The sequence below is a fragment of the Lysinibacillus sphaericus genome (genome assembly GCF_015844675.1).
GTDB classification, from domain to species: Bacteria; Bacillota; Bacilli; order Bacillales_A; family Planococcaceae; genus Lysinibacillus; species Lysinibacillus sphaericus_E.
The window spans coordinates 237,527-258,340 of sequence record NZ_LDGC01000002.1 but is presented as its reverse complement, the minus strand read 5'-3'; the positions used below and the strand labels follow the sequence as shown (position 1 = coordinate 258,340).

The window sequence follows — 20,814 nt, the reverse complement described above, 5'->3', positions numbered from 1 at the left end:
CCGGGGCCATCCAGCTTGCAGCCGTCCGACATGCTCAATGAAGACAAAATATTAATTCTTTTTGTCATAATACATGCCATCCATCACTCGAACATCCGAGTAAGGATTGAAGTATTGCTCTTCACTTTTTTTCGTTTTTTGTAAGTTTGCCATATCCTGTTTTACGGCATTCATGACTGCAGCCAATCGTTCTTTTATCCCATTATCTAAATCCAGTAACGTTCGATGAATACGATTCTGTTCGTCGAATTGAAAGCCTTCTCGAACCAAATTTTCAATAATCTTTCCGCGCTTGTCCAACATACTGTTGATATTATCAATATATTCGTCGCGATCTTCACCTTTTGGAATGTCACCCAAAAGTTTGAATAAGTTAGCTGACACCTGCAATAGTTGTTCTATTAGTTGCATATCAATCTCCTACCTGCTTCTAATTTAGAAGCCTCCTCCAGAACCTTGCATGAACATACCAGATTGCTGGTTTGCTTTATTGATTGCTGTCTCCATAGCTGTGAATTGTTTCCAATAACGTTGCTCTACACTTACCAAGCGTTTTTGCATTCTTTCAATACGTGTATCTAAATCAATCATACTTTTACCAATATTATATTGGTGATCAGTCATTGTTGAACGGCCAGCTTTATTCTCAATTTTCAATTTGAAGTCGTCAATTGAATCTCTTAAACGTTGTGCAATTCCACGTGAATCAACAATTTTTGATTGTCCAGTAACAGGATCAATGATAGTATCTTTTGCCTTTCCCGTCTGCGTAAATATTTGCGCTACTTGATCTGGGTTTTTTTCTAATGCCGCACGTAATTTAGTCTCATTAATTTCTAATGTACCACCATCACTAACTTTAGAGGACGTTGTTATCCCAATTTCTGATAACGAGTCAATTGTACTATCGCTTAAACCACCTATTGCTCCCGTAAAGTTCATCCGCATTTTAGATAAACCATCTCTTAAAATTTGATCGTTCCTTAATAAACCACTTCTTGCTTTCTCTTCCCATAACTTAATTTCACTTTCAGACATTTTTTCTCTTTGCTCACTTGTTAACGGAGCATAGTCACGATATTTAGTTTCTTTTAAAGAGCCATTTAGTTCGTTTACTAAACCATTGTAAGTAGTTACAAACTCCTTAATTTTTGTCATCATCGAATCAATGTCATTGGAAGCTGACACTGAAACGCCTTGTGTAGCAGGGTTGTAATCAGTATTAAATGTACCATTCAGCTTAACAGAATAACCTTGGATATTTATTGTGTTAGATTGACTTTCCATTTCCAAATCATTAATTTTATATTTAGCATTTGTTCCTTTTCCAGATAAGTTAACCGTTGCTTCTCCTGATGGGGGACTACTAACAAATCCAAGTTTATTGAATAGCTCAAAGCCGGAATTATCAATGCTTTCAGATTGATCTTCATTCACCGTTTTCACACTTTTCAATTGAATATCAGCATCTACATTCTCATTATTTGTTCCAGTATTATTAGCTGAAATAGACATTTGTCCATTAGAGAATAATGCAGTTACTCCTGCCCCAGATGAATTAATTCGTTTAATAAGAGAATCAACTGTATCTGTTGCTTTAAATTCAATAATAGTATCTTTCATTTTACCATCAGCTTGAACAGCACTTATTTTAAATTTACCATCATTTAATAGACCTAAATGTTGTAGTGTGGTACTTGATGTAGGTGACTCTGAAGTTCCACCATGTGTAGCAATCTCTACTTGAGAAAAAGCTTTTGAGGAAGCACCTACAGTTTGTGCTACACCAAGTTTACCTAAATCTGTTTGGCTTCCATTATCAAATTGTAATGTTTTACCATCTTTTGCTTTAATATTTAATTTACCTGTTTTTGCATCAAATGAAGCATCTAAACCCTCTGCGTTTAAATCCTTTACTAAATCTCCTATAGTCTTGTTAGGATCAATACTTACAGTTTTAGGTGATTCACCACCAACAGAGAAAGTTAAACTAGATCCACTAATCCCCAACTCGCCTAAAGTTGTAGACGATTTAGCTAATATTTCTTTAGTTCCATCATTTGGATCTTTTATTTTAATTTCAGATGAAGTATAAGATGTTGAAAAACCTAACTGGTCTCTCAAAAATGCGGCGCTATTTGCATCTGCTACCTCTACTTTTTTACCTTCAAAAGAACCTAGTGAAAATTTCCCTGTTTTTTCATCATAACTTGCCTTCTCGAAACCAGCATCTTTTAATTGTTGTACTAATCCTGAGACAGTAGTTGTGGAATCAATATTTATGTTTTGATTTACACCATCAATTGTAAAATTAACTGTAGTCGGCACAGAAAGATTGCTATCAATACTTGCTAGTTTATCTGTTCCTACCGCATTTCTATAAGTTGTCTGTTCTGCTGTTTTGGCACCTGATGTTGCCGCAGTAGCAAGTGATTGAACTCCTTGAATATTTAAAGAACTCGAAGCACCTGAACCAGCAGTAATGGATACTTTATCTGCATTAGCACCAGATATTGTAGTAGATTTTTTTACAAAGTTACTAGACATTATAAAATTATCGAACATATATTTACTAAAAGTATCTATTTTTGTGTTTACACTTCGGTAAGCATCTCGTTGCCATTCATATTTTGTTTTCTGCTGCTGTAATTTGTACAAAGGTGCACGTTCTGCTGACATAAGTTTTGCTACGATACTATCTATATCCATCCCTGAGGCTAATCCGCCAATTCTTGAAACCATCTTTACATCCTCCTAATTTCACTTAAATTTTTTCGTCTACTATCATTCCCACCATTTTTTGCATTTCATAGAAAGCATCTAATAATTTCTTGGGTGGAATTTCCTTTACTACTTCTTCGGTATCACGATTTACAATCGTTACATAATAACGTTCCAAACCCTCGTGATAAATAAATTTCGAAGAACTGTTGTTTATTTCCAAAAATTCATTTACAACATCAACTACCTGTTGCAGTTTATCTTTTGAAACTTCTTGTTCTTCCCCGATAGAAGTTGTTTTTTCTTCTAATGGTTTAGAGATTGTTTCCATTGAAACATTAGGCGTCATATCTTCCTGCACATTCATTGCTTTTATATTGATTGGTTCAGTAGTCATGTCAACTGACTGCCCTTGCGATGCAATACGCATATAATTCAACCTCCTAAACTTTTCATTTCTTAACATTATTATCGGAAGGATTTTCTATTGTTTCACGTTTTTTGACAAACAATCAGCTAGAGCCTTGTTGAAAATAAAAAAAGCCTCCTGAATTTTCGCTGGAAATTAATTCAAGAGGTAAAAATTTTATAAAAATATTATTTAATTATTTTACGTATAAATTCTTCAATATTAGCTATCTGCGTCTGCTTTATTGTCTTTTTTTCACGCCTATATAAACTTTACATTTTAGTTCTGTCCAAGAAAGTCGAACACAAATCCATGATCCATCATCTATAATATTAAATAGGCCAACTTGATAAGTAATCAATTGAAGTAAACCTAAAATAATCGATATGCCAACTTTCAAATCAATTATTAAATTTACATATTCCTCTCTACTATTAAATATAAAAAAATTACTATTATTTTAATAATTCTTTAATATTTGACACAATAATTGCTAAATCTTCTGTTGTCATAGTAGGATGAATCGGAAGTGTTAAAGCCTTTTCATACCATTTTTCAGCAATTGGGCATAATCCTCGTTCATAGCCTAACTGTTGGTAATATGGATGCCAATAAACAGGGACATAATGTACATGTACCCCTATATTTAAAGATCTCATTTGATCGAAAATCTGCTTACGAGCAACCCCTTCAAGTTGTATCATATACAAATGACAGCCAGAATTTGTTTCCTGTAATGGATGTGGAGTGACAATTTCATCTATATCTTGAAATGCCTCTGTATAAAATAAAGCAATTTCACGACGTTTTTGGATAAACTTATCGATTTTTTTCACTTGAGATAAGCCAAGGGCAGCTTGTAAATCCGTCATTCGATAATTATAACCAAGGTCCGTCATTTCATAATACCAATCACCTTGATCTGCTGAATACTCAGTTCGTTCTATACCATGGCTTCGGAACAATTGCAATCTACGATAATACTCTTCATTATTCGTTACGATGATACCGCCTTCAGCCGTGGTAATTGGTTTGACTGGATGAAAGCTGAACATTGTCATATCTGCTTGTGTACCAACTTTTTTCCCCTTATATTCAGCACCAAGCGAATGAGCTCCATCTTCGATAACAACTAAGTTATGTTCATGTGCTATCTCCATGATCGTATCCATATCTGCAGGTTGACCTGTAAAATCAACGGGGATGATTGCCTTTGTTTTAGGTGTTATCTTTTTTCTTACCTCTGTTGGGTCAATATTGTATGTATTTGCATCTATATCCGCAAAAACAACAGTTCCTCCCATATAACGTACACAATTAGCACTAGCTGCAAATGTAATAGGTGAAGTAATGACCTCATCTCCTTCACCTATGCCAGCAGCATAACAGGCTGCATGAAGGGCAGCAGTTCCATTGCAAAAGGCTACAGCATATTGAGCACCGACATAATCAGCAATCGCCTGCTCAAATTGTTTTATTTTAGGTCCTTGTGTTAAAAAGGGAGATCGTAATGTTTCTACAACTACTTGTATATCGTCTTCATCTATAGATTGGCAACCGTAGGAAAGGAATTGACTACGCTTTTTCATAATAGTAACTCCCAACTTAAAGGTGTTCCTTTTTTCACATCTTGCTTAATGCACTTTCCAAGTACTAAATCATAGTATTTTGACGGTAAACCTAAGCCAGGTCGAACATTTCGTAAATTTTCCTTGGTTAATTGATCACCTGCTTTTAAATTATTTCCAATATATAAAGAGCGTCGGAATTTCTCTGAACCTTTCTCAGCCTCAGTAGAACCATATTGAATTTGTCCCACGCTTTGCCACGCACGCTCCGTTTCCTCAACTAGCATTTTAAGCTCATGTGGTTCCATCGAAAATGCAGAATCTACACCACCATCAGCTCTTGAAGTAGTGAAGTGCTTCTCTATAACAGTTGCACCAAGAGCTACTGCAGCAACAGAGACACCGACTCCCATTGTATGATCTGATAAACCGATCTCAGTTCCAAAGAGGTCACGCATATGGGGTATTGTAGCTAAATTAGTATTTTCCGGTGTAGAAGGGTATGTACTTGTACACTTTAATAGTATAATTTGATGATTTCCTTCTTCTCTCGCAGCTCGAACAGCTTCGTCAAGCTCTGCTGCAGTCGCCATACCTGTCGAAATAATTATTGGTTTACCCGTGCGAGCAACTTTTTGAATCAATGGTATATCCACATTTTCAAAGGAGGCAATCTTATACGCAGGTACGTTCAATGTTTCTAAAAAATCAACTGCTGTTTCGTCAAAGGGAGAACTGAACGCTAATATGCCATGCTCTTTTGCACGATTGAAGATTGCCTCATGCCATTCCCAAGGAGTATAGGCCTCTTTATACAAATTATAAAGAGAATTTCCCTTCCAAAGATTTTGTTCATCTTGAATAAAAAATTCTCCTGTATGTACATCTAATGTAATCGTATCTGGTGTATATGTTTGGAGCTTTAACGCGTCTACACCTGCTTCTGCTGCTAAATCCACTAAATGCAATGCTCGTTCTAACGATTGATTATGATTGCCAGACATTTCTGCAATAATAAAGGGTTTGGTATGATTACCAATTTCACTATTTCCAATTTTAATCATGCTAACAACTCCATTATTTGTGATAACCAAGCATTTGGCTGCGGTGCTACTGTTGTTAATTGTAGACCAATGCTTTCTAGTTTCTTCGTATCTATGTTTCCTAATTCTTTTAACAGACGTCTATACATTTCTACAGTCACATCTTCATGCCATCCTAAATTAATTACTGCTCCAAGTTGTGCAGCATAGATAGTTGAAATGTACTGATTATCAGCAACAATTGTACTTGAAGATGGGAGCCCGACAAAACAACGTTCCCACATTGTCCCACCACCAGCACCTATGCAAAAATCCGCTTGCTGCATCAGTTTTGCCATATAAGAAATTTGACAATGATACTGGTAACTACGTTCTTGACAAAATTCCCTAATTTTTTCTTTTTGTATATTGCCATTACCGACAACGACATCTATATGAGCAAATGTAAAATCCTTAAGTGCAGTTAAAATTTTCATCGTTTCATTAGTCGGATCGGTTCCGCCCATAAACACAAGAAGGCGTTGGATACTTTCATTATGCTGTCGAATTTGCTGACGAGCCTCAATAAACTCCTCACGCATAATTAAATACTTTGGTCCAAGTAATTTCACACAATTATTCGGGACAAGTCCATCATAACGACACTCAAAATTCGGTACAACATTTTGATCTAGTAACAGGTCACAATCATGGCTTCTTGCTAAATCATCAATGACCATTAGTTTTCTTGTGTACTGTCGAATATATTTCTCCCATTCGATACTCAATTCATAATGATCAACGATATAAAGATCCGCATGTTCAGCCTCCGAAATCATATCATAGCCTTGTTGTGCAACATATTTGATTAAATCGCCAGCAAGTGGTTCCATCCAAAATTGAACGTTAAAGCCTTTTCCTTTTAAATTGCGAGCAATTGTTAAACATCGCATAACATGACCACTACCAATTTCAACTGATGCATCTGTACGAATAATTATTTTTTTCATTAAATCACCGGCTTTTGTTCAATATGTGCATTTAATGTAGCAACCTCAGGCGTTTCTCTTAAATATTTAATAACCTTTGAACTAGACACTAGTGCATCATTAAAATGATTAGCTACCGCTGAAATCAATTGATAGTCCTCTGGAGTATCTAATGTAATACGTAGTTCAGGTGCTAAACGATTTGACGGTACCTTATATGTAACTGAATTGAACTTTTCAGCATATTCATATGCAAAATAAGTAACATGTTCACGATGTCGAGGTTCTTTACCAACTTCATGAATATGTAGCAATGCTTCATAAGAAATCAATTCAACCGCTAATCCACGAGGAAGCTCACCATCCATTAACACTATATCTTTTTGCTCTTTTTCCATTAGTGAGACAACATCACTCGCCATCTCGTAATCAACAAATGGGCAATCTGAGGTCACACGCATTACATAATCAGGCTGGTAAGGCTTAGCAGCTTGAACATAGCGGTCAAGCACATCTTGTTCACTGCCACGATAATATGCCACGCTCTTATCTTCACACCACTTTGCAATTGCATCGTCCTGTTGTAAATCTGAAGTAGCAACAACAACCGCACCAACACCTTCAATTCGTCGACAACGTTCTACAACATAACTAAGTACATTTGAGTCATCTAGTGGCTTTAATACTTTCCCAGGTAAGCGTGTTGAACCAACCCGAGCTTGGATAATTGTAACAACCTTCATTATAGTTCCTCCTTCAATTGAAATTCTGGCCACATTCTGCATAATGTTCCTACTAGCTCCGTCAAATTTGAAATAATATAGTCGGCTTCATGTGCTCTTGAAGGAACAACATTTCGATATTCTCCAGTTTTTACTCGAACCGTTTTAAAACCAAGTGGTTTAATGCCAACAAAGTCCTTATTGGCATTATCGCCGATATAAACAATTTGTTGTGGTTTAACACCTTCCCACTCAGCAATTTTTTTAAACCAGTAAGGAGAGGGTTTACCATATTCACTACCTTCTCGGTAACTAGTTATAGCTTCTTTTACATATGAAGATAGTTGAAGTGCTTTAATTTTTCTTTCTTGCGTTGCTGGATAACCATCTGTAACAATGTACAAAGGATAATGGTATAGCTTTTTTAGCAACACTACGACTTCTATTGGTAGTGATATAGTAGGATCATGATAACGATAGACATTTATACATTGTCGAACGAGTTCACTAGATTCAAATCCATACTTAAACAAAAGCTCATTAAAAATACGACCTCTTCCATCTTGAAGAAGTCGTTCAACCATAAAGCTATATGCTTCGCTCTCATTAATATAAATGGTTTCTTTTAAATATTGAGCTACTGCCCTAAAACCACTTTGCACATATGTAAACTCTTCATATAACGTATCATCCATATCAAAGATAATTACGTACTTCATATTATCAAATCCTTTGCAAAACGTACTTGAGTTAATGATTTCTCAACTCGTTGAAATGGTAATTTATCAAGATTTCCACCGTCACTTTCAGCAATAAACCAACGAAAACTATCTAACCCTGCACGTACACTTAACGTAGAAGCTCCACCAAAACGAGGATTACACTCTACAATATGAGGTTGATTCATTTCATCAACAATAACTTGGAACATAATATGCCCATACAGATGTAATGTTTCTGCAACTTCCATTGCTAATTGTTCCAGCTGCTCATTTCGTAACGTTGATGTCACTTGAGACTCACCATTAACGACTACAACTCGCTCACGTACAACCGCACCTTTCGCTTTACAATCAGCGGTAACATATACATCAATACTATACTCACGTCCTTGGATAAATGGTTGAATAATAGGATACTGTAAATATTGAGCAACCTTATCAACTTCTTGTCTAGACACATTTAAATACAAACCAGAGGAGCCTGATCCATATCGTTCCTTCACAACAAATATATTTTCAGAAAAAGAATCCACTGAAGTGGATGTTGGAATAACAGGATACTTTCTTTTCTCTAGGTAAGTTGCAAATACTAGTTTATCTGAAGCGCATCTTATCGCTTCTTCAGATGACACCATAACATGAATCCCTTCTGCTAGTAATCTTTCTCGCCACTTCGCAAAAAAAAGAAGCTCTCCTTCACGCGTCGGGATTATATATTTAATTCCTTTAGCCTGACAATATTCAAAGAACACTTCATATGTCAATTGATCCATACTCGGCATTTCCCAAAAACAATCTAAAAAAAAGCGACTAACAACTTGCCCTGAAGAATCTCCACCTATCAAGCCATAATTGGGAATTGACTCTTTCAAACAAGAAAGAAGGGGGATTTTTGAAGAAACACTCGAAACAAAGACATTCTTTTTCTTCACCGCAATCCCTCTCTCTTCATATTTGACCATAACTCCGTTAACCTTGCTAAAATATCTATGACAAATCCTACGAACAATATAATATAAAGTAGCAGAGGCTGCTGAAATAAAAGACAAATCGTTATTATAATCATAACAGTACCTACATCCATACCAATAATTAATCCCCTATCGATAAACCACTTCTTTAAAGAACGTCTTTGAACCTGTTTTAATTTTCTTAATCTCGGTACGATATAGTAAGTAGCTAGCCATGCATATAAGTTAATTAATATTAGTACTAATACCAAAAGAATGATAGGGACGGAATTCAAACCTATAAAAAACAATAAAAGTGTATAAAATATCCTATCGTATGTATTATCTAACCATGCTCCAAACGAACTTTGCAATTTCGCATAACGTGCTAAATTCCCATCCAATATATCTAAAAATAAATACACTTGAACTCCTAAAGCGACATAGATGAATTCATTATAATATGCCCAATAATAGATTAGAAATGAATAAATAATATTTCCAATTGTAATCATATTAGGTGTAATAAAAGTTTTCGATAATAGAGGTAAAATAGGTTGAACGAAATACGTTGTATGAATATACTCTGCAATATGCATCGTTCTATCAGCTCGTTTAAAGGTCAACGTTCTCGCTCCTTAAATGTAAAATTGCATTAAATGCTTTCCTAATACCTGATTATTAATTTCCTGCTCAAATGCTTTATAAAAATCAACAATAGAAGTAATTTTTGATTCGCTAATAATTAACACTTCAATTAGTGCTAAAAAGTCGTCATTTTGTAGTAATTCAATTGCTTTCAGAAAATCCTGTCGACGGCTTCTTGTTACACCCTTCATTGTTAATCCTTTTTCTAATATCTTTCGTGTCGGTATTGCTATGGGATCTTCAGTTACACCTGACAAAATAATGGTCCCTCCTACTTGTATTTGGGACAGTATTTGCTGGATAGCTGATTCAGATCCTTTTCCACCGACACATTCATAAGCAAATACAATATTTTCTTTTGCAAAATCTGTAGTAAGATAGTATGCGTCTACAGGAAATTGCTTTAATTTTTCTTCATGCTTTCCAAAAACAATAAGACGATACTGTGGGTATAGTATGCGTAATGTAGCGCAAACTAGATATCCTAAAATTCCATCTCCCCACACTGCAACTGTGCCTTGCTCAGGCATTTTAGTACTTCGGATAATTGCGCTTACTACCGAGATCATCTCAGAAAAAACCGCATGACGACTAGATAAAGTCGTTGGAATCTTTACTAAATAATCAACTGGATAAGCTAGTGACTCTTTGGAAAAGCCATCGGAGTTACTAGATGCGAAAATAGCCTGTGGGCAGTAATTTTCACCTAGCTGTGGGTTATCACATACACAAAAATCACATGGTTCATTAGCCTCAACACGATTAGGTACTAATACAACACGTGTTCCATTTTCATAGTGACCTGTTGGATCACGTAAAACAATTCCAGTAGCCTCATGAATAAGGCTCATTGGGTATTTAAGAGCTAAAAGTCGCTCATCCCGATTTCCTTCATAATAGCGAATATCTGCTTTACAAATAGAAGCATAATCGATTTTTATTAATGCTTCACCTTTTTTTGGAACAATATCTTCAATGTAAATTTCAAAACGTTTAGGCTCGATAATTTTAAAGCTCTTACTTAACATTACTATATCACCTCAATACTACCGAGTTTTAAAATTGCTTTGAATAATAGTAAATCCTCAAAAGTCGTCACTTTAAAGTTCAGTTTTTCACCCTTTACAAGATAAACAGGGTGATTTAGCTGGAGAACAAGTTTACAATCATCTGTCGTTTCAATATATGGATGCTCTAATGCATAATCGTGTGATTCTTTTAGCAAAGAATATGTAAAGCTCTGAGGTGTTTGTCCTAAATAAAAATAATCTCGCTTTGGAATTTGTGAAATCGTTTCAGTATTTTTACTTTCGACAACTGTATCAGCACTTGGAATAACTGTATCGACCGCCCCGTGCAACTTTGCTCCCTCAATATTTGAACTAATAATTCTTTGACTGACTAAAGGACGTACAGCGTCATGAACAACTACGATATCATCATCATTGCATTGGCCTTGTAAATAGCAAAGGGCTGCATATACAGAGGCTTGCCGAGTATCCCCTCCTACAACGAGATCCATCACCTTATCGATTTCATATCGGCGAATTAATATACGGACGTCATCAATCCATTCATCTAGCGTCACAATAATAATACGATCTATCTCTGGGTGGTTCGCAAAAGCCTCTAAAGTATGTATAATAATAGGTTTTCCATACACATCAATAAACTGCTTAGGTTTATCAACAATTCCCATCCGACTACCAATTCCACTTGCTAATATAATTCCATAATTCATTACTTTCTACCTTCCTTTTGTGATTTAAGTAATATTAAAAACCTCTTGCAGTACTCTACTAGTGGCTTGTCCATCATGATAACCATTGAAACGCTTTGCAAAGTCTTCTATTTTGCTTAAATCGTACTTTCCATTATGAATTGTATTAAGAAGGTCTATCTCATTTAACACGATAGGTCCGGGAACTAGCTCTTCATAAGGGTAATAAAAACCTCTAATTTGTTTTTCATATAATTCTAAATCAGGAGTATAAAAAATCATAGGTTTATTAAGAATAGCATATTCAAAAATAACAGATGAGTAATCTGTTATTAAACAATTAGACAAGATTAGTAAATCATTGATTTCTAATTCACTCATATTTAAAATAGATGTTTCATATTTCGAAGGAATAAAGATTTTCCCTCTCTCAAAAGGATGTGCTTTTAACAATAAAACTTGATTACTTTTCAAAGAGTCACCAAATCTAGTAAGATTTAGCCCTAAATTTTCTCGTTTTCTATTATGATCACGATAAGTCGGGGCATATAAAATAATTTCTTTACCTTCTAGGTTAGGGAATCGTTTATAAAAATCGCTCTTAACTTTATTCTGATATGTTCCTTTGTAAAGAACATCAGCTCTAGGTAATCCAAGTGGCAGGACTTTTTCTTGAGCTAAATTTAAAGCATCAGCATAAATAGGTACAACTTCTGGACAGCTAACAATGACTTTAGAATATTGAGCATGACCCTTTAATGCATTCATTAAAGCAGTTTCATTTGCCTGATTCCTTAAAGAGTGTTTACCAAATTTTTTAAAAGCTCCTCCACCATGCCAAACTTGAATAAGCTCGGTTTCTGGCCGTAATTGGATTTTAGAAAACATGGAATAATAATCATTCAAAATAATATACTTAGAAGTAGCCAGCAAATATGCTATTTTATAATCAGTTTGACTCTTCTCTTTAATAGAATACATTTCTTGCTTCACTTCATTTAAAGTAATATGCTCAATTTTATATTGTGGATAAGCTTTCAACCCTTCATATATTGCATGATTATTACCAGTAACACCATTACTATGCAAATGGATGAACGTGACTTTATTTTCTTGAACTGATAGTTCTAATTTTAGCTTATTATAAATAGCTTCAATCATTTTCGAACTTCCTTTGATTTCTTTCTAATAGTAAATTTCTTTTTATTTGGGTTGTTGATATACCTTCTGTGCGTGATAAATAAATTACCTTACATACTTTGTTTAAGTGATCGAACTTTCCCTTCCAATCGTCACCCATTACAAAAATATCCACATTTTTATTAAAAATATCTTTCTCTTTCTGTTCCCATGATTCTTCAGGAATAATTTCGTCTACGTATTTAACTGCTTGTAACATAAACTTTCTCTCTTCGTAATTATAAAAGGAGCATTTCCCCTTTAACGCATTAAATTCATCTGTTGACAAGGCAACTATTAAATGATTTCCCAGTTCTTTAGCTCTTTTCAATAGCTTTATGTGTCCCCAGTGCAATAAATCGAAAGTTCCATAGGTTAAAACTACTTTAATTATCCTTCACCTCTAATACCTCTTCTATTTTATCCCAAATATCTTTTGAAGCATTACCTTGATAATTCTCATGAACTATTTCTTTAATAATTTCCCTACGTTCTTTAAATTCATCTTCTTTATGTTGCAGTTTATTCAACTCTTCTATTAGCTGATTTATGGAATAAACTTTTGATCCAGGTGCCCATGTACTGTAAGGCTCTAAAAATAACCCTCTATTTTCCCTATATTCTTCTAAATCTATAGGTGCAAAAATAATAGGTCGATTAATTAATAGATAGTCAAAATAAATAGAAGAATAATCAGTTATTAAAACATCAATCTCACTTAAAAATTCATACAATTCTATCTCAAGATTCTCTAATACTTCATCTGTTATATTTAATATGTGGTCAAAATTCTCTAATCTATTTTTAGCTTCTACTTGTAACGGATGATATTTTACGAGTAAGTACGCGTCTTCTTTTTTTAAAAATTCCTCTAACTCCAACAAATCGCCATTTTCAAGTATGTCATACCCATTTTCTACACCATTTAAAACTTTACTATTTTTCTTTTTTCTATATGTAGGCATATACAAAAAGACCTTATTATTCTTTAAATTTTTATTCAAAACCCTATTAAGTAACATTTTAGTAGAAGAAACATCATTAAATAAAAAATCATTCCGTGGCATCCCAGTTTTCGCAAAAGATTCATGTTTTATTTTATATGCTATACTCATCAAATGTTCATATAATGTTGAATAAGAAGGAACAAATAAAGACTTTTGCCATTGTTGAAACGTTTGTTCTTTAGTTGTAGTGGATTTATTTAAACTATATAAACTTTTCAAAGGAAATCCATGCCACGTTTGAATATCCACACCATAACTTTCTTTATAACTTAGGTAGTTATGTGTCCATACTCTAACCTTAGAGTTTTTTAAAGAGTAATAATAACTTTCATCTTTATTATTCATATCTAAAAGCTTGATGTTATATTTTTTCTTCATTTTTTCAGGCACTTTTTTATATAAAGACACTGTATTTGAACCAGAATAATTGAAGTAAAATAATACTACGTCTAACTCTCCTTCATTTTCAAGGTAACTCTCGAAATTCAGATTTTTTATTTGATTGTTATGATATACACTAAAATTCATAATATTATTGTTAAGAAGTTGATGTACAATGTCCACATCATACATACTAGAGATAATTATATGAATATCATTATATTCTTGTTTTTTAACCAACTCTTCTAAACTATATATCGGAATACCCAGTAAATATTGATTCACCTTTTTAGAATCATTATCAATAAATCCATCGATATTATATTCCTGATGTAATTGATTATAAGCTTCTAATCCTTTTTGTGATGCTCCAAATAAATAAACATTATCTTTCTTCAAAATCCAACCACTCCTAAAGTAGTTAATTAATTGTTTGAACACAAATTGCCTAGATTTTTCACTTACCTATAACAACACTCCCAAAATAATCGCTCATTGGTATATATGGAATTGCGGACTCTTCACAAAACTCCCTGACAGCTGCTTTTACCCCGGCATATCTTTTAAAATTATAATCATGAATAACTATATATCCGCCCTTATTCAATCTTTCATAAAAGAACTTCAATCCTTCATAAGTTGGCTGATATAAATCCACATCAATACTTACAAAAGCAAATGTATCTTTAATATCTATTGCCGATTTTGGAAAATATCCTTTACAAATTTCTAGATCTAAATGATTTTTCATTTTTCTCTTAACTAACTCTAAGCTTGTTGTATTAAATTGCCCTACACGAGTAGTCGCAAACTGTTTATCATTTTCAATAGAAACGTCATTCTCATGAAAACCCTCAAATGTATCAAATAGATAAATTTTCCGATTTTCAAACAAATCTTTTAAAAGAACAGAAATATTACCACGATATACACCCAACTCGGCAACGGCACCAGGGATTTTTTTATCTTGTATTTCTCTGCTTAATAATTCAAATGTCGATACTCTCACATAGTCTATTCCTTTTAGATTATAGTCATTGTATTTCGATAAACAAACTTTTCGATCTTCCTGGATATGGGAATGTACAGAAACCGGAACACCTTCAGAAAATATATTTTCGACATATGCATCATTAAAAACATTTGCGTATTTCGCTTTAGTAGTAATTTGTTCTTTGTACACTACCTTATTGTACTTACCATGAAATTTTAAAGGGGTCAAAATCTGATCTTCACGAAAGTTAATATTTAATAAGCTTTGTCGCATCTCTTGCTCGTAAGTAATACTAGATATAATTACATAATCTATACATTTTGAATCTATCTGATCAACTTTAAATGTATTGCGCTTTTCATCAGAGGATTGCGAATCACTAATAATAAAACCCTTAAAATCTATTTCCGAACTTAATTTTTCAAAAAGTGAGCTTGATTCAGCCCCTTTTCCATAAATCATAACTTTTTTCATATAACTACTCCTTCACAATACAAATTTTAGGTCGAAATCCACATTTCAGAAATTTTTTATTAATATCAGCATAAGTACTATACGAGTTTGAATACCTTCCACGAGCAATTCTATAATTATTGTTTGTTTTGACGCCTTGTAATACAGGTACACTTTTTGTCCATGAGTTTACATTTAAATTATTCCAATGAAAATCATTTATAATATATTTATCCCAATCACTAAACTCTTCAGCTTCAAAAGTATCATGCCCTGTTAATAAATCATTCTCACATTCAATCAATTTTTCATAAGAAATATACACTTGAATATTCCTGTCCGCTATCAGTGTAAGTTTTTTAGATTGATTCGCTACAGCAATATAATAGAAGTCCCCGTCTGAGTTCACCTTAGATTCTAGTGGAATAAATTCTCTCCCCGAACTTTCTACAAAATTCTTATAATTACCTACTCTATTATAGTTAGTTTTATAATGACAACGAATTTTCTTTCCTACTTCTAACTCTTCAATGTCAGCAACTTCATTTACGTGCCAGACTCGGGCACCTTTTGAGATATGGACACTATCGAATTGGAAGCTTCCATTATCCATCACTTCGATGGTAACAGGTATACGTTCTTCCCCAATTAATTGTTTATAAGTAAAGAAACAAACTGGGCTTTGATAGTTTTCATTAATAACGTTTTCTTTTTTCAACACAACTTGTTTCGTTCGTTCACCAACGGTAATGCGAAGATTAATTGCATGGCTACTTAAGTTACGACCGTATAATTGAAATGTCCCATTTGTCAGTTCAAATGTCGCTTTAGCTCCTTTTTCACTTGTTCGTATAGATGTTGTAGGTGGAACAACACGACCAATCTGTTTAAAAAGTTGTTGCCATGCTTTACGTCCTTCATCTGACAGATTTTCTGGAATGATATCTTGTGGATAGAAGTACTTCTCCCATGTTCCTTCATATTGAACAAACCCACTTGCCGCAACATAAACATCAAAATCATTATTTAACGGATTAATAATATACGTTTCTAATAACGGACCTAACTCGTTCATTACATGACGTATTTTGTCCAAAAATATAGTAAACAGCTTTTGTATACGAAGTACCTTTTCTTTAGAGTTATTCATTAATTGAATAACATTAGTTTCAACTTGAACTTTCTTAAAATCATCTGTTAGGCGATTGCAAATTAATTTTGTGAATAACTCTGCTTCTAGTAGTTGTTTCATCACCTTGTCAATTTTATCCAACTCAAGTTGAACTTGACGCTCCGTTTTATAATTTCTTTGTTCTAGCGTCATGAAATAATCAAGAGCATCTTGTAGTTGCTTTGGGAAATTGTTTAATTCTCTTGCAAGATGCCTTAGCTGTTCAGTTTGCTTAATATCTTCTTGTTGATTAACTTTTTTTTCATACCAATTTGGCTGTACAACTCGTTCCGTCCAACCTGCTATCACTACATCAAGTGTTTTAAACTCTGTTCCCTCTATTTTAGCTCCACCCTTAGTAGTGTTAATCACTGGAATGTAATTTACCTGTTCAAGATAATTTTCCATTGATAAACGCATTCGGTTAAAGTTATCGTTTGTCTGTACTTGCCCACCATCAGCAGCTTCAACGTAAAAAGCATTTTCTATATCTCTGTCTTGAATTGTTGCATCTGTCTTTCTGCCCTTTTTTGTATCAAAGCGGACGATACTATCAGCATAAAATAAGTCATTTTTAAATGCGAAATTCTGACCAACAAGAACGATTTCACTTACGTTCATTTCAAATAAAATTTGCATAGTTACAATGGCCACTGAATAGGCATCATTCACTACAGGTAATTTACGTGTAGTAAAACTTTGAGTGAGCTTATCTTGACTAGTTACGAAATGCATTTTGGGGCCAGGCCAATAGCTAACCGTCTCGTTCCCAACACTTGTACCATAGACAAGTGGAATATCTTCATATTCCCCTTCCAAAATCTGCTCAAATACACGGAAATTATGTTGTTGCGGATCATAAGAAAACACGGCATCTGGCTTAATATTTTTTACAATCAGCTCTTTATTAGCAGAACCTACTGCAAATATATAGGCAAGACCCTTTTCCTTGATTTTTTTTAAATTCTCAATTTCTTCACTTAATGATGGCCCTGCTGCTACTAATACCACAGGTTTATCTCGAAATTCTTCATTATAATCTAAAATAAAGTTTGGTGTTTGTAATGTATCTATTAGATTCATAATTGCATTGCTCGTCCATCGGAAACCAAAAACTATACCAGTGTCTATATTTAACTTTCTTTCAACTACAAATTCTTTAAAATCTTTGACAAATTGTTGCGTTTCTTTAGGAAATAATCGCTCATAGACAGGATGAATTATTAGTGTTACTTTATGGGTTAATTCATTTGCAAACGTTTGCAATGCTTGTCTACCTATTTCTTTATCCGTTTCAACAATTTCAGCTCTTATGGGTAGAGTACTAAATTTTGTTTCTACAGCATATTTATTTCTAAGTGCGTTCACTTGAGCATTTGGCTCGTATATCGAAATAAGCTTTTCCGGAAATCGTTCTGCAAATTGTATTACATGATAACCTAAACCTATCCCGTAAAAGAAAATATGCTCAGTCTCCTCAATTTGCTCTAGTGAATGGTCTAAAAGTAGATTTGCTTCACGAATTGGATCATACTTACTATGAATTAATTGAATATTTCCATCTATTTCAACTTGGATAGTAGGATGACCCTTTTTTCCTTCTACTATTGTCACTTGAGATACCATATATATTCACCTTTCTTATTACGAAAAATTCCACCTATTATCTCCATTAACACGAATTTTTTCTGCAGTCAGAAATAGCGTTTTAACCTTTTACTACTGCATATAAATTACAATAGCGACTGTCTATATATTTAGTTGTATAAAATATATTTAATTAAATCTATGCTTTTGTTGATTACAAATCCTCTACCAACTGTCTTAACTGTTCAATAGTTAACCAATCTTGATTTTGATTGCTTGTATAAACAAAGCCCTCCGGTAATGTGGTACCTTCATTTCGATATTTATTTGACCACCAAGAAAACTCAGGCTGTATGACATAATACTCGTCAAACTCACGTGTATGACGTGCATCATCCTCCGTAATCATTCCCTCATGCAACTTTTCACCTGGGCGAATACCTACAATCTCATACTTGCAATCAGGTGCAATAGCTTTAGCGAGGTCCATAATATTCATACTTGGAATTTTTGGTACAAAAATTTCTCCTCCGTGCATCCGCTCTAAGCTATCTACTACAAACTGTACACCTTGATCCAATGTTATCCAAAAGCGTGTCATACGCTCGTCAGTAATAGGTACAATGCCTGTGCTCCGAATTCTTTTAAAGAATGGCACCACACTCCCCCGACTGCCAACCACATTGCCATAACGCACAACGGAAAAACGCGTCTTTTTATCACCTACATACGAATTTGCAGCTACAAACAATTTATCTGAAGCAAGCTTTGTTGCACCATATAAATTAACAGGGCTACAAGCCTTATCTGTACTAAGTGCAATCACTTTTTCTACACCTTGATTAATAGCAGCTTCTACAATATTTTGTGCACCGTGAATATTAGTCTTTATCGCTTCAAACGGATTGTATTCACAAGCGTCTACATGTTTCATCGCCGCTGCATGGACGACAATGTCTACACCATCAAATGCACGCTCTAAACGCTGAACATCACGTACATCTCCAATAAAGAAACGTAGGCGATTATCTTTAAATTTCTGCTTCATCTCATACTGTTTTAGTTCATCACGACTAAAAATAATTATCTTCTTTACACCAAGCTCTAATGCTTTAATTGTAAATTTTTCTCCAAATGAACCAGTACCACCTGTTATTAAAACAACTTTATCTTTCAGTATATTCATGTTGTACTCCTCAATCTATTTAACTTTTTATATTAAAATTGGTTGCTTTTGCCAGTCTCTATCTAAAAGCCAGCTATATAGCATAGCTGGCTGTACATTACTGTTGTAGTTTAATAATTGGTAGCTCCTCAAAAAAAGGTGCGATTTCATATTCGAACATATCTGCAACGATTATATAGTCTTTTATTTCTAGTCCTTTATTAATCTCAATTAAAAACTCTTCAATCTTTGTTATATCTAATTGTGTGTCAATGTCGTATGGTTTTAATAATTCAGTTACTTGTGATAACCAAATTACTCCTTCTGAAAAATCCTTAATCGCGACAAACATTTCCTCTGTACCATCTAAACGTAATTGAGTTGCGATATATTGTACACCCGTTGTTATATTTTCTATATATAAATTATAGCTATCGATTACTCCTTGCACTTGCTCCATCATAAACGTCTCTCCTTTTATGTACTATACGTTATATCGGCAGAGTTTTAAAAAAATAAATAAGGTTCTCTCTAAATTAGAGAGAACCTTATTTATTTTTTTATTATTGTAATAATTGAAGAACGCCTTGAGGTTGTTGGTTAGCTTGAGCTAACATAGATTGAGCAGCTTGCATTAAGATGTTGTTTTTAGTGAAGCCCATCATCTCTTTAGCCATATCTGTATCACGGATACGAGACTCAGCAGCTGTTAAGTTTTCTGAAGATGCACCTAAGTTATTGATTGTGTGCTCTAAACGGTTTTGTACAGCACCTAAGTTTGAACGAGTTGCAGATACAGTGTTAATTGCATTATCAATTACTTTAATTGCTTTATCTGCATCTACTTGAGTATCAATTTTAATACCTTTAGATGTTTCATCATCCTTATCACCAACTAGTAAAGTTGCAGCATCATTTTTCCCAATATTAAGTGTCATGTTTTGACCTGAGTTAGCACCGATGTGGAATTTTGCTCCATCAGTCTCTAAGTCACCGTTTAACAGACTCTTTGTATTGAATTCTGTAGTATTAGAGATACGGTTAATTTCTTTTGCTAATTGATCTACTTCTGCTTGTAATTTTGAACGATCATCTGCAGTGTTAGTATCATTTGCAGATTGAACTGATAATTCACGCATACGTTGTAGAATTGAGTGAGTTTCGTTAAGAGCACCCTCAGCAGTTTGGATTAAAGAGATTGAGTCTTGAGCGTTTTTAGTAGCCATATCAAGACCACGGATTTGTCCACGCATTTTTTCAGAGATTGCTAAACCAGCAGCGTCATCGCCAGCACGGTTGATTTTGTAACCTGAAGATAATTTCTCAAGGTTTTTAGAAGCTTGAGTGTTGTTGAAAGTAAGGTTACGGTGTGTGTTTAAAGCTGAAATGTTGTGTTGAATTCTCAT

Annotated in this window: 20 protein-coding genes; all 20 read right to left on the bottom strand. The window is 34.0% G+C overall.

All coding sequences use genetic code 11. From position 1 onward, the window contains the following. Positions 1-51 precede the first annotated feature (51 nt). The 20 genes from ABE34_RS01115 to hag all read right to left on the bottom strand — a co-directional run bounded on the left by ABE34_RS01115 (position 52) and on the right by hag (position 20,814). Positions 52-411 (bottom strand): flagellar protein FliT, encoded by a 360-nt coding sequence (locus tag ABE34_RS01115; RefSeq protein ID WP_197139805.1) that lies wholly within the window; start codon positions 409-411, stop codon positions 52-54. A gap of 24 nt (positions 412-435) precedes the next feature. Beyond that, on the bottom strand, positions 436-2,742 hold the full coding sequence (gene fliD / locus ABE34_RS01110) for a flagellar filament capping protein FliD (protein WP_197139804.1): 2,307 nt from the start codon (positions 2,740-2,742) through the stop codon (positions 436-438). 22 nt (positions 2,743-2,764) lie between these two features. Further along, positions 2,765-3,151, bottom strand: coding sequence for a flagellar protein FlaG (locus ABE34_RS01105; RefSeq protein WP_197139803.1), 387 nt, complete (start codon positions 3,149-3,151; stop codon positions 2,765-2,767). A 434-nt stretch (positions 3,152-3,585) separates the two neighbouring features. Continuing rightward, complete coding sequence (pseC, locus tag ABE34_RS01100) at positions 3,586-4,719, bottom strand: UDP-4-amino-4,6-dideoxy-N-acetyl-beta-L-altrosamine transaminase (protein WP_197139802.1); 1,134 nt, start codon at positions 4,717-4,719, stop codon at positions 3,586-3,588. Continuing rightward, positions 4,716-5,762, bottom strand: coding sequence for a pseudaminic acid synthase (gene pseI, locus ABE34_RS01095; protein ID WP_197139801.1), 1,047 nt, complete (start codon positions 5,760-5,762; stop codon positions 4,716-4,718). Before pseI ends, pseC begins: the two co-directional genes overlap by 4 nt. Continuing rightward, complete coding sequence (pseG, locus tag ABE34_RS01090; RefSeq protein WP_197139799.1) at positions 5,759-6,730, bottom strand: UDP-2,4-diacetamido-2,4,6-trideoxy-beta-L-altropyranose hydrolase; 972 nt, start codon at positions 6,728-6,730, stop codon at positions 5,759-5,761. Before pseG ends, pseI begins: the two co-directional genes overlap by 4 nt. Beyond that, the gene (locus ABE34_RS01085) at positions 6,730-7,452 is read right to left on the bottom strand and encodes a cytidylyltransferase domain-containing protein (RefSeq protein WP_197139797.1); all 723 of its coding nucleotides are present in this window, start codon (positions 7,450-7,452) and stop codon (positions 6,730-6,732) included. Before ABE34_RS01085 ends, pseG begins: the two co-directional genes overlap by 1 nt. Next, positions 7,452-8,150: an HAD family hydrolase gene (locus ABE34_RS01080; RefSeq protein WP_197139795.1), complete on the bottom strand. Its 699-nt coding sequence runs from the start codon at positions 8,148-8,150 to the stop codon at positions 7,452-7,454. The genes ABE34_RS01085 and ABE34_RS01080 overlap by 1 nt, the downstream gene beginning before the upstream one ends. Next, entirely contained in the window at positions 8,147-9,085 is a 939-nt protein-coding gene (locus tag ABE34_RS01075) for an ATP-grasp domain-containing protein (protein ID WP_197229844.1), read from the bottom strand. The genes ABE34_RS01080 and ABE34_RS01075 overlap by 4 nt, the downstream gene beginning before the upstream one ends. Beyond that, positions 9,082-9,729: a CDP-alcohol phosphatidyltransferase family protein gene (locus tag ABE34_RS01070; protein ID WP_197139791.1), complete on the bottom strand. Its 648-nt coding sequence runs from the start codon at positions 9,727-9,729 to the stop codon at positions 9,082-9,084. Before ABE34_RS01070 ends, ABE34_RS01075 begins: the two co-directional genes overlap by 4 nt. Before the next feature lie 12 nt (positions 9,730-9,741). Continuing rightward, a complete protein-coding gene (locus tag ABE34_RS01065; protein ID WP_197139789.1) occupies positions 9,742-10,779 on the bottom strand; it encodes an alcohol dehydrogenase catalytic domain-containing protein in 1,038 nt (345 codons plus the stop codon). Positions 10,780-10,781: 2 nt separating this feature from the next. Continuing rightward, positions 10,782-11,492 (bottom strand): 2-C-methyl-D-erythritol 4-phosphate cytidylyltransferase, encoded by a 711-nt coding sequence (gene ispD / locus ABE34_RS01060; protein WP_197139787.1) that lies wholly within the window; start codon positions 11,490-11,492, stop codon positions 10,782-10,784. Between the two features lie 24 nt (positions 11,493-11,516). Continuing rightward, entirely contained in the window at positions 11,517-12,632 is a 1,116-nt protein-coding gene (locus ABE34_RS01055) for a CDP-glycerol glycerophosphotransferase family protein (RefSeq protein ID WP_197139785.1), read from the bottom strand. Then, the gene (tagD, locus tag ABE34_RS01050; protein ID WP_197139950.1) at positions 12,625-13,041 is read right to left on the bottom strand and encodes a glycerol-3-phosphate cytidylyltransferase; all 417 of its coding nucleotides are present in this window, start codon (positions 13,039-13,041) and stop codon (positions 12,625-12,627) included. Before tagD ends, ABE34_RS01055 begins: the two co-directional genes overlap by 8 nt. Further along, positions 13,037-14,437, bottom strand: a complete 1,401-nt coding sequence (locus tag ABE34_RS01045; protein WP_197139783.1) for a CDP-glycerol glycerophosphotransferase family protein — start codon at positions 14,435-14,437, stop codon at positions 13,037-13,039. The genes tagD and ABE34_RS01045 overlap by 5 nt, the downstream gene beginning before the upstream one ends. Positions 14,438-14,495: 58 nt before the next feature. Continuing rightward, positions 14,496-15,506, bottom strand: coding sequence for a TylF/MycF/NovP-related O-methyltransferase (locus ABE34_RS01040; protein WP_197139782.1), 1,011 nt, complete (start codon positions 15,504-15,506; stop codon positions 14,496-14,498). A 4-nt stretch (positions 15,507-15,510) separates the two neighbouring features. Next, positions 15,511-18,282 (bottom strand): motility associated factor glycosyltransferase family protein, encoded by a 2,772-nt coding sequence (locus ABE34_RS01035; RefSeq protein ID WP_197139781.1) that lies wholly within the window; start codon positions 18,280-18,282, stop codon positions 15,511-15,513. A 175-nt stretch (positions 18,283-18,457) separates the two neighbouring features. Then, positions 18,458-19,429 carry a UDP-N-acetylglucosamine 4,6-dehydratase (inverting) gene (pseB, locus tag ABE34_RS01030; RefSeq protein ID WP_197139780.1) on the bottom strand — a complete coding sequence of 324 codons (972 nt, stop codon included), beginning with the start codon at positions 19,427-19,429 and terminating at the stop codon, positions 18,458-18,460. A 97-nt stretch (positions 19,430-19,526) separates the two neighbouring features. Continuing rightward, positions 19,527-19,871 (bottom strand): hypothetical protein, encoded by a 345-nt coding sequence (locus ABE34_RS01025; RefSeq protein ID WP_197139779.1) that lies wholly within the window; start codon positions 19,869-19,871, stop codon positions 19,527-19,529. Between the two features lie 100 nt (positions 19,872-19,971). After that, positions 19,972-20,814: a flagellin Hag gene (gene hag / locus ABE34_RS01020; RefSeq protein ID WP_197139778.1), complete on the bottom strand. Its 843-nt coding sequence runs from the start codon at positions 20,812-20,814 to the stop codon at positions 19,972-19,974.